The sequence below is a fragment of the Anaerolineae bacterium genome, from assembly GCA_013178015.1.
In the GTDB taxonomy this organism is placed as follows: domain Bacteria; phylum Chloroflexota; class Anaerolineae; order DRVO01; family DRVO01; genus Ch71.
The window spans coordinates 1-14,994 of the sequence record JABLXR010000046.1 but is presented as its reverse complement, the minus strand read 5'-3'; the positions used below and the strand labels follow the sequence as shown (position 1 = coordinate 14,994).

The 14,994-nt window shown below is 66.7% G+C and carries 15 protein-coding genes; 3 read left to right on the top strand and 12 right to left on the bottom strand.

Translation table 11 applies throughout. The features are described from left to right. Positions 1–12 precede the first annotated feature (12 nt). Complete coding sequence (locus HPY83_15780) at positions 13–1,197, top strand: AI-2E family transporter (protein ID NPV09406.1); 1,185 nt, start codon at positions 13–15, stop codon at positions 1,195–1,197. A 135-nt stretch (positions 1,198–1,332) separates the two neighbouring features. Further along, positions 1,333–2,019 carry a CBS domain-containing protein gene (locus tag HPY83_15775; GenBank protein ID NPV09405.1) on the top strand — a complete coding sequence of 229 codons (687 nt, stop codon included), beginning with the start codon at positions 1,333–1,335 and terminating at the stop codon, positions 2,017–2,019. On the opposite strand, the gene HPY83_15770 is transcribed toward HPY83_15775, so the two are convergent. After that, complete coding sequence (locus HPY83_15770; protein NPV09404.1) at positions 2,005–3,042, bottom strand: type 2 isopentenyl-diphosphate Delta-isomerase; 1,038 nt, start codon at positions 3,040–3,042, stop codon at positions 2,005–2,007. The two genes, HPY83_15775 and HPY83_15770, sit on opposite strands and share 15 nt — an antisense overlap. Before the next feature lie 151 nt (positions 3,043–3,193). Between HPY83_15770 and HPY83_15765 the strand changes: the two genes are divergently transcribed. Then, the gene (locus HPY83_15765) at positions 3,194–3,430 is read left to right on the top strand and encodes an acyl carrier protein (GenBank protein ID NPV09403.1); all 237 of its coding nucleotides are present in this window, start codon (positions 3,194–3,196) and stop codon (positions 3,428–3,430) included. 134 nt (positions 3,431–3,564) lie between these two features. On the opposite strand, the gene HPY83_15760 is transcribed toward HPY83_15765, so the two are convergent. The 11 genes from HPY83_15760 to fliJ all read right to left on the bottom strand — a co-directional run bounded on the left by HPY83_15760 (position 3,565) and on the right by fliJ (position 14,909). Beyond that, positions 3,565–5,358: a DUF5107 domain-containing protein gene (locus HPY83_15760; GenBank protein NPV09402.1), complete on the bottom strand. Its 1,794-nt coding sequence runs from the start codon at positions 5,356–5,358 to the stop codon at positions 3,565–3,567. Between the two features lie 16 nt (positions 5,359–5,374). Continuing rightward, positions 5,375–7,861 carry a hypothetical protein gene (locus HPY83_15755; GenBank protein NPV09401.1) on the bottom strand — a complete coding sequence of 829 codons (2,487 nt, stop codon included), beginning with the start codon at positions 7,859–7,861 and terminating at the stop codon, positions 5,375–5,377. Then, positions 7,851–8,156, bottom strand: a complete 306-nt coding sequence (locus tag HPY83_15750; GenBank protein NPV09400.1) for an FhlB domain-containing protein — start codon at positions 8,154–8,156, stop codon at positions 7,851–7,853. Before HPY83_15750 ends, HPY83_15755 begins: the two co-directional genes overlap by 11 nt. Then, entirely contained in the window at positions 8,153–9,673 is a 1,521-nt protein-coding gene (locus tag HPY83_15745) for a hypothetical protein (GenBank protein NPV09399.1), read from the bottom strand. The genes HPY83_15750 and HPY83_15745 overlap by 4 nt, the downstream gene beginning before the upstream one ends. Positions 9,674–9,749: 76 nt before the next feature. Beyond that, a complete protein-coding gene (locus HPY83_15740) occupies positions 9,750–11,033 on the bottom strand; it encodes a flagellar hook protein FlgE (GenBank protein NPV09398.1) in 1,284 nt (427 codons plus the stop codon). A 90-nt stretch (positions 11,034–11,123) separates the two neighbouring features. Further along, complete coding sequence (locus HPY83_15735) at positions 11,124–11,486, bottom strand: flagellar protein (protein ID NPV09397.1); 363 nt, start codon at positions 11,484–11,486, stop codon at positions 11,124–11,126. Between the two features lie 34 nt (positions 11,487–11,520). Continuing rightward, the gene (locus HPY83_15730; GenBank protein NPV09396.1) at positions 11,521–11,937 is read right to left on the bottom strand and encodes a flagellar hook capping protein; all 417 of its coding nucleotides are present in this window, start codon (positions 11,935–11,937) and stop codon (positions 11,521–11,523) included. 9 nt (positions 11,938–11,946) lie between these two features. Then, complete coding sequence (locus tag HPY83_15725) at positions 11,947–12,579, bottom strand: hypothetical protein (GenBank protein NPV09395.1); 633 nt, start codon at positions 12,577–12,579, stop codon at positions 11,947–11,949. A 954-nt stretch (positions 12,580–13,533) separates the two neighbouring features. Next, entirely contained in the window at positions 13,534–13,935 is a 402-nt protein-coding gene (gene flgB / locus HPY83_15720) for a flagellar basal body rod protein FlgB (protein ID NPV09394.1), read from the bottom strand. 4 nt (positions 13,936–13,939) lie between these two features. After that, entirely contained in the window at positions 13,940–14,434 is a 495-nt protein-coding gene (locus HPY83_15715) for a lytic transglycosylase domain-containing protein (protein ID NPV09393.1), read from the bottom strand. A gap of 31 nt (positions 14,435–14,465) precedes the next feature. Further along, complete coding sequence (gene fliJ / locus HPY83_15710) at positions 14,466–14,909, bottom strand: flagellar export protein FliJ (protein ID NPV09392.1); 444 nt, start codon at positions 14,907–14,909, stop codon at positions 14,466–14,468. Positions 14,910–14,994: the final 85 nt, after the last annotated feature.

Here is a 14,994-nt window from a genome sequence, read left to right as displayed (position 1 = left end):
CTGAGGCGCGCGGTGTCCAGACCCTGGAGCGACAGCACCAAGCGGACAGTGGCAACTGGGATGGCGTTGCTGCTGGCCCTGGCGTTGTACCAGATTCGCGCCATCATCCCACCCCTCACCATTGCCATAGTGATCGCGTATATCCTGACTCCAATCGTGGATGCCTTGGAGCGGCGGACGCGCGTGCACCGTGGGCTCAATGTGCTCCTCGTGGACCTGCTGGCGTTGGCGGTGCTGGCCATCATCCCGGCGCTAGCTGCTCCTACGCTGATATCGCAGGCCAGCCAGCTAGATGTGGACTTCGATGCCGTGATGGAGAACCTGGTGGAGGACCTGGCCAGCGGGCTGAACGCCATACTCGGGGGCCGGCTTGACGTAGATGAGGTGCTGGCACGCAGTCAGGCTTCGCTCGAAGGGTTGCTCCAACCGCTCATCTCGGAGAGTGTCTTCTTCCTCCTGGATGTGGCCACCGGCCTGCTATGGGCCATATTCGTGTTCGTGGTGTCCTTCTACCTTATGCGCGATTGGCATCGCGTCACGGCCTACTTGCGGAGTGTGGTGCCGCCCGGGTACGCCGCGGATTATGCTAGCCTCACGGCCGAGATCGGGCGTATCTGGCACGCGTTCTTCCGGGGGCAAGTGATCCTAAGCGTGGTAGTGGGAACCGTCGTGGCCGCGTGCATGGCCCTGGTGGGGGTACCGAACGCGCTGGTGCTGGGGCTGCTGGCAGGGCTGCTGGAGGTGGTGCCCAATGTGGGGCCCGTCATAGCGGCCACACCGGCAGTGCTGCTGGCTCTGCTTCAGGGCTCCTCGTGGCTTCCTCTGCCACCACTCTGGTTTGCGCTGCTGGTGGCGGGCATCTACGTGCTCATTCAGCAGGTGGAGAACAATTACCTGGTGCCCCGCATCATAGGAGGGAGCGTCAGGCTACACCCGCTGGTGGTGCTGGTGGGGGCGATCGCCGGGGCGCGGATGGCGGGCATCCTGGGCATCTTCCTGGCTGCGCCCGTCCTGGCTTCGGCCAGGGTTCTGATCGGCTACGTCTATGCCAAGCTGCTCGATCTCGACCCCTTCCCCATCGCCACCGGGTTCGAGCGAGCGGAGGCGGAGGAGAGGCCGAGCCATGACTGGCTGGGGGAACTGCGGCAGCGAGTACGCTATCTATCGGAGGCGAGAAAGGGGCGGAACGCGCGGTGACCAGAAACCGGGGCGGTTGAGAACCCCGGCACGGTAGGCATATACTGCTGGCATCAGGCGCACGCAACGCTGCGAGCTCCGCGGCCAGGCGTTCGCGAGGCCTGTCTGAAGCCGCGAGATGATGGGGGTGGCCAGATGTTCGTTCACCATCGTATGAGCTCTCCCGCCATAACGGTGGACCCAAGCCTGCCCGTCATGGACGCCTTGCACTTGATGGAAGAGAAGGACGTGCGGCGGCTGCCCGTGGTGGATGGGCGGGGCAGGTTGGTCGGCATAGTGTCGGAGAAGGACGTGCTGCGGGCTTCGCCGTCGCCTGCCACCACGCTCAGCATCTTCGAGGTCTCGTACCTCCTCCACCGGCTCACCGTGGGCGACATCATGACCCGCGAGGTGGTAACCGTGCGCGAGGACACGCCGCTGGAGGAGGCAGCCCGCATCATGGCTCAGAGGCACCTTGGGGGTCTGCCGGTCATGCGCGAGGGTAAGCTGATCGGCATGATCACTGAGACCGACCTGCTGCTCGGATTCAGTGAAGTGCTGGGCGCCTTCGAGCCGGGAGTGCGGATCACGGTGGAACTCCCCGATGAGCCGGGAGCGGTGGCCGAAGTGTCGAACCGGGTCAAAGAAATGGGCGGCAATATCGCCGCTCTGTCGCTCTTCAGGGGTGCTGACCCTAGGCACGGGTACTTGGTTGCCCGGGTGCAAGGGGTCGGCGCCCAAGACCTGGTGGACCGGCTGAGCGACGGACGCGCCGTAGTGGTGGACGTCAGGGAGTTCGACGAGGTGGAGAAACGCGAAGAGCGGACGTCAGGTAATGCTTGAGGAGGCCGGCCGGAGGGCATGGCGCAGGTCGGCCAGCGATTGGCTTCCACTGCACAGCATGGCCAGTCGGAGCTGCTCGGTGACGTCCTGGAGGTAACGGATCACTTCCTCGGCCGACCGGCAGGCGGGCTCGAGGAGTGGTAAGGCGAAGCCGACGGCGTCGGCTCCCAGGGCGATGGCCTTGGCCGCTTCCACACCAGTGCGAATGCCTCCGGAGGCAATGACGAAGGCATCGGGAGCGGCCGCGCGCGTCTGCTGGATGGAGTCGGCCGTGGGAATGCCCCAGTCGGCGAAGGCTGAAGCCACGCGGCGCGTGCTCTCATCGTTGGCCCTGAGGCTCTCGACCTCGCTCCAGGAGGTGCCACCGGCGCCGGCTACATCCAGAAGGCGGACGCCTGCCTCCCACAGGGCGCGCGCCACCCGCTCCGATAGGCCCCAGCCCACTTCCTTCACCAGCACCGGCAACCCTAGGTTCTTGACGACATAGGCGATCTTGGCGGCCAAGCCCCGGAAGCTCCTGTCGCCTTCAGGCTGAAGCATCTCCTGAAGGGGGTTCAGGTGCAAGGCGAGGCCGTCGGCACCGACCATCTCCACTGCCTGCAGGCACTCCTGAAGGCCGTACCCCTGGTTGAGTTGAACCGCCCCCAGGTTGGCGAATAGGAGTACGTCGGGGGCCCATTCTCGAACGCAATAGGTGTGGGCCAGGGCTGGATCCTCGATGGCCGGCCTCTGGGAGCCCAAGACCATGGCCAGGCCCAGCTTCTGCGCCGCCAGGGCCAGGTTGCGGTTGATGTCGGCGGCCTCGGTGGTTCCGCCGGTCATGGCCGAGATGAAGAAGGGGGCGCGTAAGGTCTTGCCCAGGACGGTGACCTCGGTGGTCAGGTCGTCGGAGTCGAGCTCGGGAAGGGCCTGGTGAACCAGGCGCCAGGCCTCCAGCCCGGTGGTGATGCGGCTCTGCACCGGTTCCTGGCGACAGATTCGGATGTGGTCGGTCTTCCGTTCGGATATCCCTGTATGCCGCAACCCGGACCTCGTGGGAGTGTTTCTGACCGGTAGAACGGAGCGATCATAGGCCCGAAGGCGGCCGTTGGCAAGCGTTGACTTGGACGGCAGGAACTACTAGAATGCGGGCTCGCATCGCTGCAGGGACCGAGACACGGCAGGAGGGTTCTTCATGGACACGTTCGAAAGGGTCCGCAAGATAATCGTGGATCAGCTGGGAGTGGAGCCCGAGCGGGTGACCATGGAGGCCAGCTTCCGGGACGATCTTGAGGCCGATTCGCTGGACCTGGTCGAGCTCATCATGGCGTTCGAGGAGGAATTCGGAGGGGAGATCTCGGACGAAGAGGCGGAGAAGATCCGCACGGTGGGCGAGGCTGTGACGTATCTAGAGAGCCATTCAGCGAGCTGAGATCCCCCTCGGTTGGCCGTGGCCCTCTCGGCCACTGCGACTGGCACCGACAGGGGTCGGCCAGAGGTCGACCCCTTTGTACTTCCACCGGTCGCCAATCCTCGGCGACACGCAGCGGGGCGGGGCCACCCATGCTATCCCCGCCAGGCCAGTATCACCTCTGCCGCTGCTGGATCCCGCACCTGAACCGCACCAGGCCGAGCCGTTAGGCTGGGGGAGCGCCAGGTTAGGCCTGGCTGGATCTCGGCGCGCCACCTCCCCAGGGCAACGCCCGCCGAGTCGTAAGCCTCCACCTCGAGCTGAGCAGGAGCGGTCGCGGCCAACTCCACCACTGTGTCGCCCACCGACAGTGCCAGGTCGCGGGTGGCTGCCGCCACCGGCCCCATTTCCGGCAGGGGATACCAGTACTCTTCCCAGGTCACGCTCTCGCCAGAACCCAGAGCACGGTAGTCCCAGAAGGTGGGGCTCCAACCTCCCCAGAGCTCCAGGTAGGCGCTTGGCTCCAGGCTGTAGCGGGAATAGGGGATGTCGCCCAAGCCGAAGAACTTGGCGCCTGGAACAGATTCGGGCGGGAACACTCGTATGAGCCCGCCTAGCCCGGGGCTCTGAGCGCCCATCCAGCCGGCGACAGCTCCCGGATGGGCGAAGGCGCCCAGGTAGCCCTGCCACTGACTCAGGAGCGACATGTCTCTGGGCCCGTAGTAGGGCCAGGGCATGACCTGCCCCGGACCGGGAAGGCCGGGGTCGCTGGTATCGTGGACGCGCACCTGCCGCGCTGGAAGCAATACCCGAGTGTCCGCCGGGACCTGGCGGCCACCGGGCGAATAAGCGGCGTTGATCCAGAACTGGAGCCGCTGCTCGGCGCCGGTGTCATTAGCCAGTGTGGGCTCGATCTTGACATAAGCGTGCTCGTCCAGACTGACTCGGACGCGGCAGGTCACGCCGGTCAGCCGTTCCTCGAAAGAGAGGACAACGCTGGCGGTGCTTCCCGCCTGTTCCACCGTGGCCTGCCAGGGGAGGTACTCGGCCAGGCCGTGTTCCTCGGTGGGCAAGGCCCACTCGATGCCTCCAACAGCCAGCCACCAGCCGCGCATGCCCCAGGTGGAGGCGATGGTAGCGGGGTTGTTGTAGAGGAGAGGGAGCCCATGCACCTTGTCCGTGATCTGATAGATGCGGCCTCCGAGATCCGGCACGATAGTTACTTCCAGGAAGGCGTTCTCGAGGACCAAGGCGCGGAATTGCCTCGCGGCGGGTGGGCCAGTGCGGCTGTGATCGAGGCCGTCGTAGGGGTAGCCTACCTGCTCCGGCTGGAGGGGGACCAGAGCGCCCTGGTAGTCGGCGAGGTTGAGGGTAACCGTACTCTCACGGATGGAGGCGGGCTGCGCGGTCGGCACAGCGGTGGGCTCAGGGGCAGGCGTTGACGCCTGCTCCACGGCATCAGTAGATGCCGGAAGCGGGCTGGGCTCCGCGATCGTAGGGTGTGTCGGCACCGCTGCCAGGGCGCTATCGGGTATGATGAGCTCTTGGCCTATCGAGAGCCGGTCCGGATCCGCCAGTCCGTTGGCACGGGCGATGGCATCCACTGAGGTGCCGAAGCGGGCCGCGATCTCGGATAGGGTATCCCCTCTGACCACGACGTATCTGGGCCAAGACTCCTCGGTGGGCGTGGGAACTGGCGGGGGCGGTTCCGCTGTGGCAGTGGGCGAAGGCGTCGCCGATGGCCTAGGCGCGGGAGTCTTCGGCGGCGGCGGGGAGATGGTAGCGGTGTAGGTGGGTAGCGAAGTAGCGTAATCCGTTGGCTCGGGGGCTACAGAAGCATCGTGAACGTCGGTGTCGCTAGTGGGTGGCTGGCTGCTGAAGACCACCGAGCAGGCCAACAGAGGAAAGAGAAGCAAGGCGAAGATCGTGACCAGGGCCAACCGTTGCATGCCTGATCTGTTCCTCTCAGTCTCGGCGCCGGAATGTCAGCCTGAAGTTTACGTGGTGCCTGGCCGGCAGGCCAAGGCCGGTGACTCTATCGCCTGAAGGCCCTACGCCGACGGAGTAGGCCCCCAGGGGGCCGTACATGGGGAAGTCGGCGACCCATTCCGACCCTTCGCGTCGAGGTTCGAGGGTCTCGCGCCCGTCAGGCCAGGCCACCCAGGGTGCGTCGTTGGCTGCAAGGGAGTCGGCCCCCAGCAGGCGAATGTAGATGTGATGGTTTCCCCCCGACTCGCGCTCGTCCTCGAAGCTGGCCTCCACCAACTCCCAGCGCCCTGTGGCCGCTCGCTCTAGACTGACGCCCAGCGCGTCCAGGCGAGGGTCCCACGAGCGAGCACGAGCCGCCGACGGCGGCGCCGGAGTAGCAGGGTCGGGAACTGAAGGCGTGGCAGGGGCCCGCGGCGCCTCGTGAGAGAGGGAAGGCAGAGGGGGAACGACGGCCGGCACAGGCGTAACCAGAGCCACCGGACGGCGGGCTGCCGCGGGCGAGGCTGGCTGCGCCGCCGAGGCTGTCGGCGAGGACTCGGGAGCGGCGACCCCCTGCAAAGCATCGGAGGCGGCCGCGATCAGGATGCGCCACCGGTGGACGGATCCGGGCGATAGGCTAACCTCCGCCGGGCCGGTCACTGTTACCGCTAGCGAAGGGGCTGAGGAAGATGCACCCAGCGAGACAACTCTAGTCTGGGCGCTGACGTTGTGGGCGGCGAGGTCGGCAGCAAGGGAGCCATCCGACGCCAGGGTCAGCCTGAGGGTGAGCTCGGTGCGGGAGCGGGGCTCGGTGCAGGAGAGGGTCACGTGGGGCTCAGGGTCGGAGCCGGTGGCCTCCACGCTCCAGGGCATTCCTTCGGCTATGGAGAGGGGGGGAGAGGGGTAGAGCCAGCGCACGCCGCCTTCCAGATGATGGGCGACGCTGTCGTGCCGGTGGAAAGAGAATCGCTCCACCAGGGGCAATAGCTCGGGCCCGGATGCTGGCGCCAGCCGCACCAGCCGGGCGCCCAGCTCCGGGAGCAGCCAGGCCTCGGCCCCTGCGTTCCTTAACACCACCACATCTAGGGTCCTCTCCACTTCGGGCGGTTGCACGCCTTCAGGTACCACTGGGAGAGGGTACCTGGGGTGGGCAGGCGAGGAGGCCTCGGCCACTGCGTTCACGTCTGGCACCTGGAACCGGCGCTGAAGGAGCTCCACCCTGCGCGAGGGACCTTCCGTCCGAGGCCCCCCTTCAGGTCGCCCCGCTGCCTCCACGCCCGCTGCCGGGCCGGAGGTGGGGCTGGCACCGAAGCTGCGGTCCTGCAGCGCCGCCACCACCGCCAGTGACGAGCCATCGTCCTTGAGCCAGGCTGCGCTTTCCCAGTTGGCCGACAGGCTGTTGCCCGCCCGGTTTGCCAGCAGCCAGGGCATGAAGGCGAAGTAGTACTCTGGGGCCTGCTGCGCCATGTAATCGCGGGCAGCCAGGGTGAGCTCTACCAGATCGGCCTCAGTGACGGGAGGGTAGCGCGGATCCTCGGCCGATCCGATGATAGCTCCTCCTTCGGTGGTGATGATGGGAACCACGAAGCCGGCCTCTTCCTGCATGATGCGGGCGTAGGCCTGGAACTTCAGGAACCCGTTGGAGTCCTGGTAGACGGTGTCGCCGACGTAGTAGCCGCCCTGGTCCCGGGGCAGGTGGGAGATGGCACGGAAGTGGTTGATACGCGAGGCTTCCTCCGGGGACAGGCCCCGCCTCGCCGCTTCGTCCTGGGACAGCGGCGTGCTCTCCCGGTTCACTGCGTCGTAGGGGTAATCCAGGGGGTGGTTGAGGAAGTAGTTGTGCAGAGGAAGCCAGGCCCGGTGGAGCAAGTCAAGTCGTCCGCGCTGCCGAAGCTCGGAGAGGAAATCGCGCAGGAATCGGACGTCGTCGTAGTCTCCACCGGGGGCAAGGGGCGGCAGGCTGGGCAAGCCACCGGCGGCAAGGACTTCCTCCGCCGCTTCGATCCACACGTCCGCCAGGTGTTCCACCGAGATGGACTCGCCTGGACGCCAGCCGCCAGCCTCCCCGGCCAGGTTGGGCTCGTTGTACAGCTCGTAGTAGTGCACGCCTAACGGCACGCCCAGGCGCACCAGTTCTCCCAGGTGAAGGTAGGGTGTGTTCCAGGGCCGGTACACGCGCAGCACTGGCATGATCCCGCGCTCCGTGAGGCGCTTGATGAGATGCTCGTGTTCGAGCTTGGGCGCGTCTCCCTGTAGCAATTTGACCCAGGTGCAGCCCATCCGTTCGGTCTCAGCTACGAACCGGTCCACCATGTCGGTTGGCTGAGCGAAGAGGGTGGGGGACCAGTGAATGCCCCACCCATTGTCGCCCCGAGGGCGCGGGTAGGCGGACAGGGGCATAGCGCCGTCGGCGCCGACTACCCGGGGCCCGACCACGAGGGGCACGATGACGGCCAGGATGAGCAGGGCGAGCCTACGTTCCATGGGTAAGATCGTCTTTGCCTTCTGCCAGTAGCTTCATGCGATAGACGAAAGCCAGCACCTCCGCCACGGCAGCGTAGAGCTCGGGCGGGATGATGCTACCCACGTCGAGCTGTGCCAGCAGGGCCACCAGCTCGCCATCACGGTGCACCGGAACCCCATACAGGTCGGCCAGCTGGAGGATGCGGTCGGCGAGGTGGCCGGCTCCCCCGGCCACGATCTGGGGGGCATGGTGGGCCCGGGGCTGGTAGCGCAGGGCGACAGCGCGCCGCTTTGCGGGGCTTCTCACGGCCTTCAGCCTACTAGGTCCACTAGGTTGACTCTCGCCAGCGAGAGGGGCTCCATCGGCTCCCGGGCTTCCGGGCTGCACTTCGGGGCAGCGGAGCAGCGGATGCTGCTCACCAGGTAACCCAGGCCCTGGAGGCCCTGGCGCAGGTAGGGAGCGGCTTCCTCGGCCAGCCGCTTCGTCTCTTGGTCCTCGGTACGCACGTCGCAGGAGACGTTTCTTCTGAGCAGCCGCAGGTCCACCTCGACCGTTCCCAGAGGCTCGACGCTGAGAAGGAAGGCCAGATGAGCGTTGGTCGGGTCCAGAGCCCGGGCGCCCTTGGGACGGTAGTACACCCGAAGGGAGGCCCGGTCCTGGGTGCCGGACCAGGCGATGGGCAGGCTGAAGGAGAGGCAGTGGGAGACACCATGGTCGGGCGAGAGTCTTAGGTTGCCTATCTGCTCTGCCTCCAAGTCAGCGATTACGCTCTGCACAGCCTCCTTACAATGCAAGAGGGCCTGACGGCTCTCGGCCGAGAAGCGGTCCGGCTGCTCCATCAAACGGTCGAGGGCGGCGTCCAGTCTGCGAATCTGGACCTGAATGCTGTCCTCCAGTGCCGGCAAGCGGGGGCGATCCGAGCCCGGGTTTCGGATCAGGACTTCGGGGGAGAGGTCCGAGTTGCCGGGTGACAGCTGCGGGAGGCCCTCCCATTGATCTGAAGTGGAGATGGGGTCCTGTGCCGCCTGTAGGCCGGGTGAGGGCGACGGGGCTGGGCCGAGTCGGGCCAGCATGGCCTCGATGGGCGTGGCCAGGCGGTTCAGAAGGGATGACACCTGCCTCGCCACCGCCGGGTGCCCGGCGCTGGCGAGGGGGAGGGACGCCAGGGAGCGGGCAAGGGCGCGGGCGAAGGCGGGAAGGGAGTCGAGCCCGCGTGGAGCCGGCTGGCTCTCCAGTGCACGGGCGAGCGCTACTAGCGACTGCGTCAGCCGCAGGAGGGTGCTGGCGGTTAGGAGGGACTGGGTCGGTGCCAGCTTGCTTGCGGCTTCCAGGGCCTCGGGTACCAGGGGTAATCCCTCGGCCTGAATCCGGGCCAGGAGGGGCAGGGCCTCGGGGTTGCGCGAGGCCAGGCGGCCCCATGCCTCGTGCAAGCTCAGGAGGTTCTCCGGCGTCAAGGGCTGACCCAGGCGGATCAGATGGGGCAGGATCTCCTGGTACTCCGGCCGGGGCGGTAGTCCCATGCGCGACAGGAGGCCCACTACCGGGTCGTCGCTGCCGGCCCGGGCCGGCAGCGACGGCGGCTCTGGGGCGCGCTCCAATACCACGCGCTCCCTGCTGGCTTCCAGCACGGTCACGGCTATGCGCCCCTGCTCGGGGATCTCCCCTACCACCTGGGCGGTGAAGCGATGACCTCCCAGCGAGACCAGGGCCCGATCTCCCTCCCGTCCCAGGACGGCCACGTAGTACAGCCGGCCAGGCAACAGCACCAGGGAAGGGGTGGCTCCCCACCGGTGTCCCAGTTCAGTTACGACCGGCAGACCTTCGGAGTACATCCTGTGGCCTCGTCTCAACCGGGCGGGCGTCCCATCGGAAGACGCCCGCCCGCGAGCAGCTGACGGAATTCCGGACCTAGCGTTTGAGGTTGACCAACTCGTTCAGCATTTCATCGGACGTGCTGATGATGCGCGAATTGGCCTGGAAACCTCTCTGAGCCACGATCATGTTGGTGAACTGCTGGGCCAGATCCACGTTCGATGCCTCCAGGTACCCGGCGCTGATCAGGCCGCGGCCGTCCTGACCGGGCTCGCCATGCTGGGGGGTGCCTGAGTTGGTGGACACGGAGTAGAGGTTCTCGCCCTGGCGAAGGAGGCCGCCCGGGTTGATGAACTTGGCCAGGGCCAGCTGCCCCAGGGTGCGGTTGAGGCCGTTGCTGAAGACTCCCACCACCTGTCCGTAGACGTCCACGCTGAAGGACACGAGCGATCCGCTCTCCAACCCGTCCTGGCTGACGGGGTTGACCTCGGACTTCCCCGACAGACCGGTAACTGTGGCCAGATTGACGGTGAGGAGGGCGGGCGTCACGGCACCGGTGTCGTAGGCCAGCTCCAGTTGGAGGGTGGGTGACTCGGTGCCCTCTGAGCCCGCGTTCTCGTCCACGATCTGGCCGAACTCGTCGAACTCGATTGTGTTGTCGGATATGGAGGACACCGGGGTACGGACAACGCTTCCGTCCGCCGCGACGGTGAGCTCGCTGGCCGTCAGGGTCCACGTAGCCGGAGTTCCGGCGTTGCGGGTGAACACAACCTCCAGGGTGTGGATGACCCCGAGGGAGTCGTAGACGCCGAACTGGGTAGTGACGGTGTCGCCCGCCTCGGCCTCGGCAGCCAGGTTCCCCTTGAAGCGGACCTCGCTGGTGGCTCGGGCCATGCTCTGGCCAAACGGGATGGCGATGGGCCCCAGCCCGTCAGTAGTGTTCACCGCACCGGTCGCATCGGCAGGCCAGCCGAGCAAGTGCATACCAGTCGCCAGGCTCACCAGGCTGCCGTCGAGCCCGATGTCCACCGTGCCATCGCGGGTGTACATGTTCCCGAGGGGCCCCTGCACTACGAAGAAGCCGTCCCCTTGAATGGCGAGGTCGGTCATCTTGCCGGTGGCCTGGGGGCTGCCCTGGGTGAAGTCGGTACTTACGCTCCCGAGCGCCATGCCCAGCCCGACCTGCACCGAGTTGCGCCCGCCGAGGCCGCCCTGAGGCGCGCTAGCAGGGCGAATGGTCTGACTGAGGAGCTCCTGGAAGGATATCTTGCTGCTCTTGTAGGCGGTGGTGTTGACGTTAGAGATGTTGGCTGCGATCACGTCCAGATAGAGCTGGTGGTTCTTCAGAGCTGCGATGGCGGAAGAAAGCGAACGCATCATCGGTACACACCTCCTGAGAGTCACAGGGCAGCGGCATGCGGGCCGCGCCCATGGGCGCAGGCTTCCCCCAGGGGGTCCAGCCTGCCATGTTCATTCTGCTAGGACGACGCTGTCTATGTTGGTGAAGACGTTGCCTCTGCGGCTGGCAGCGTCCACCGCCGTCACCACGGTGCGATTCTTGATGCTGACGATAAGCGCCAGGTCATCCATGAGAACCAGGGAGTCGCGCGCTCCTTTCGCTGCGGCCTGCTCGACGGCTCCTTGGAGCCGCTCCAGGCCGTGGGCGTCCAGGGTCAGACCGCGCTGTTCCAGTCGAGCCTGGGCATGCTTCGAGAAGCGTAGCGGCGCCGTCTCGGCGGACGCCCGCTGTAGGACGCGCTCGAAGCTCGTGGCTCCCGTCGCTTCCGGGCGGGCCGGATGCGGCGCCGGGGCACCTCCGCTCGGCGCGGCGATCGGACGGGCCGTTAGAGGGTCAATCGGCAGAGTCTTAGGATCCACCGAGGTTCACCTCTCTGACAGTCTTAAGGGCCACTTCGGTTCCGGCTACGCGGAGGTAGACCTCGCCCTCTCGGAGGAGCGCGGCCTCCACGGTGCCGGAGAGTGGCTGCCCCGAGGAGTCGAGCGCCGACACGCGCTTGCCGATCAGGGCGCTGGCACCGTTCAGCGACTGCACCGAGGCCAGCTCGCTGACGGCCTGGTTCAGCTTCTGCAGTTCCGAGAGCGAAGTGAACTGCGCCAGTTGAGCCATGAACTCACGATCATCCATGGCTTCCATGGGGTCCTGGTACTTGAGCTGTGTGAGCAGGAGCTTGAGGAAGGCATCCTGCCCCAGGTCCAAGCGCCGCTCGGCCGCCGTCTCAGCTAATTGCTGATGCGTGGTCGGGCCCAGTGCTGCTACGTACATACTTGCCCCCTATGCTGAGACGTCCAGAGCGTGCAGGGACGAGCTCTGCCAGCGGGCCATAGAGCTCTCCACGGGGGCCGCCTCTGCCCGCTCGATCGGTATGCGGCTGCTGCCGTGCGGCGCACCCTGTCGACCCCTGCCCTGATCGTTGACCGAGACTTTGGCCTGTAGGAGCGACATCCCGGCCTCCGACAACGCCAGGGCCAGCTCCGGCAGCCTCCCGGTCAGCAGTTGCTGGGCGGCCAGGTTGTCGGCAGTCAAGTTGAGGCTGACGTCGTGCCCCTGCACGGAGACGGTAACGCCGACCCGCCCTAGATGTGGGGGATGGAGCTGCATCTCCACCTGCCTGGTCCCGTCCTCGAGCGCCAGTCGGACGTGGGCCACGATCTGGCGAGGAATCCGCTCGACCGGTATGGCTACGCGGGCGTCCGGGGGCACGCTCGCCGCTTCCGACGCGCCGGCAGGTGCGCTCGCCGATACCGTGGCCAGGTCCACACGAATTGGGACGCTTAGGTCGGGTGGCTCCGGCGCCACGTCTATGCTGGCGCCAGCGTCCGGAAGTGCCCCTGCGGGTCGTCCGGCGGCGGGTTGTCGGCCCTCCTCGACTACGTCCGGTTGGCCGACAGCCACTGGGCGCGGCACGGGCAGAGCCCCGTCTGCCGGCGGAGAGGGCGGATTCGGGGGCGCGAGGATTGCTCTGGCTCCGTTCGGCGCGCTCGGAGCCGGTCCGGATCGCCCATCAGTCATCAGGCTGGGTGCCGCCCAGTCCACATCGGCGGGGCCATCCCCCCGGGCGGCATCAGCGGACACGCTCGATGCGGGTGCGACCAGCTCGGTTACCAGAGGAGCCCGGGCATCCGAGGCTGTGAGCTCGGGCACGGCGACGGCGGCTCCCCTAGTGCCGTTGGGCTCTAGGCGATTCTGGAGTTCCGGCGGCAGGGATGGCGGGCTAGGCGAAGCTCTCCCGGGGCCGAGTGACACCGACAGGCATTCGGCGGCGCGGCCGGCTTCGGCCACCAGCGCCGCTGTCGGTGCCGTCGTGGCCGCGGCGGTGGCTGGATCGTGGGACTCGATCGGTGGCTGCGGCCACACGCCGGGATCGGGCGCCTGCGCGGCCGGCTGGCACGGCAGCCAGGGAGCAACCTCCGTGACCGCGTAGCTTCTCGCCGGCTCTCGCCGCGCGGGGCCAGTGTCGACCGGCGCAGAGCCCATGTCGGGCGCCGATCCTCCGGGCACGCCTCGCCCGATGGTCGTTCCCAGGAGCAGTACCAGTAGGGCGTCGAAGGCGTCGTCTTGCCCCTCCCGGGCCATCCGCGCGAGGGAACAGAACCCGTCTGGTATCGGGTCTGCCCCGGGTGAGGGCGGACAAAGGATCACAGACACATCACCTCCTCTCTCTGAAGCGAGCAGATCGTATCGCGAACGTCACAGGCCGCCGAGCCCGTGTGCTCTGGCGCGAACCTAGCACGTGAGCTGGCGCCCGACCGTAAAGGAGCCGTGAGTTTGCCATAAGCCACGCGTGAATAGGCGGCAGGCCGGGAGCAGCTGTGGGTACGAGCGCAGGGCTCGCCACAGGCAAGCGATTGCCACTGGTCCCTACCCACCCTTGATAGCCGTCTTGAGGATGGCCAGCTTCATGGAGATCAGCTCGGTGACGGTGTTGTAGTTGATCACTGTCTCGGCCAAGCGGGCCATCTCCCAGTCTATGTCCACATTGTTGCCGTCGAGCCGTATGGAGGTGCTAGCGTCTCGGGTGATGGAGACGCCCGGACGCTCCGAGGGCAACACGTGGGCGGGATGCGTGAGGCTCACGTCTACAGCATCCCCGCTGCCACGGAGCCGTCTCTGCAGCTCCTCCTCGAAAGAGACGCGCGCGGCCTTGTAGCCCGGGGTATTGAGGTTGGCAATGTTCTGAGCCACGGCTTGCTGCCGCAGGGACAGTCCGTCCAGGGCGTAGCGCAGCGCCCGGATGGCTGGGTCGTTGGTTATCTCAGGCATTGGCTCAGGCCTCCCAGGTGCTAGAGCTGGCGAAAGCGTCGCGGTAGGCAAGGACCCGGGGGACGTACTCGAGCGTCTCCTGGTAGGGCGGCACGCCGCCGAACTGGTCTACAGCTCTCGGCCCGGCGTTGTAGGCTGCCAGCGCCAGACGTTCGTCGTGGTAGCGGTCGAGCAGAGATGAGAGGAGCCGGACGCCGGCCTCCACGTTCTGCACCGGGTCGAATGGGTCGGCGACACCCAGGGCGGCAGCAGTGGCATCCATAAGCTGCATCAGCCCCTTGGCCCCCTTGGGGCTTACGGCTTGGGGGTCGAAATCCGATTCGGCTTTGATCAGGCCCTTCACCAGGCTAGGGTCTACTCCATAGCGTTGGCAGGCTTGTTCGATCACGGTCTCGAAGTCGGTCGGCGTAGAGCGCAAGGCGAGCGCCTGCGAGCCGGGGATCAGCTCTGCCAGGGCCCCGCGGAGCAACTGTAGCTGCACCCGGAGCAGCACGGTCATGGCAGTGGGGACGATCACCTGCACCTCCCCTCTAGCGGTCCAGCGGAAGCCGGCTGGTAGTCACATCGTCCATCTGCTTCACCTCATGGCGGCGGGCTTCGGCGTCGGCGCGCTCCCGCTGGCGCTTCTTGAGCTTCTGTATCACCTGCTCCTCGACCTTGAGCTGGGCCAGCCTGGCCCGAGCGCCCGAGAGGGCTGAGGATGCCTGTGTCAGCTCCTCCTGACACTGTCGTTCTTCCTCTCGCAGCTGGCCGAGGTAGGTCCACAGGGCCTCCTGCCCCGCCACGTCCACTCGCAAGCCGCAACCGGGCTCGATGGATGCCAAAGCGTGGTGCCGACGTTGCCGTACCACCCGCAGCCTTTGGCGGGCCCTGGCCACCAGGGCAGCGCATCGCGAAACCTCTATCCTTTGAGCCTCGACCAGTCTGCTCCTATAGTCCAATACCCGCTGCAGGCGGAAGCGAAAGGGTGGCATCTCAGTCCTCGAAGATGGAGCGGAGGCGGGACAGCGTCTCGTTGTAAGGAGTGGCTTCCTCCGGCTGCTGCCTCAGGAACGCAGT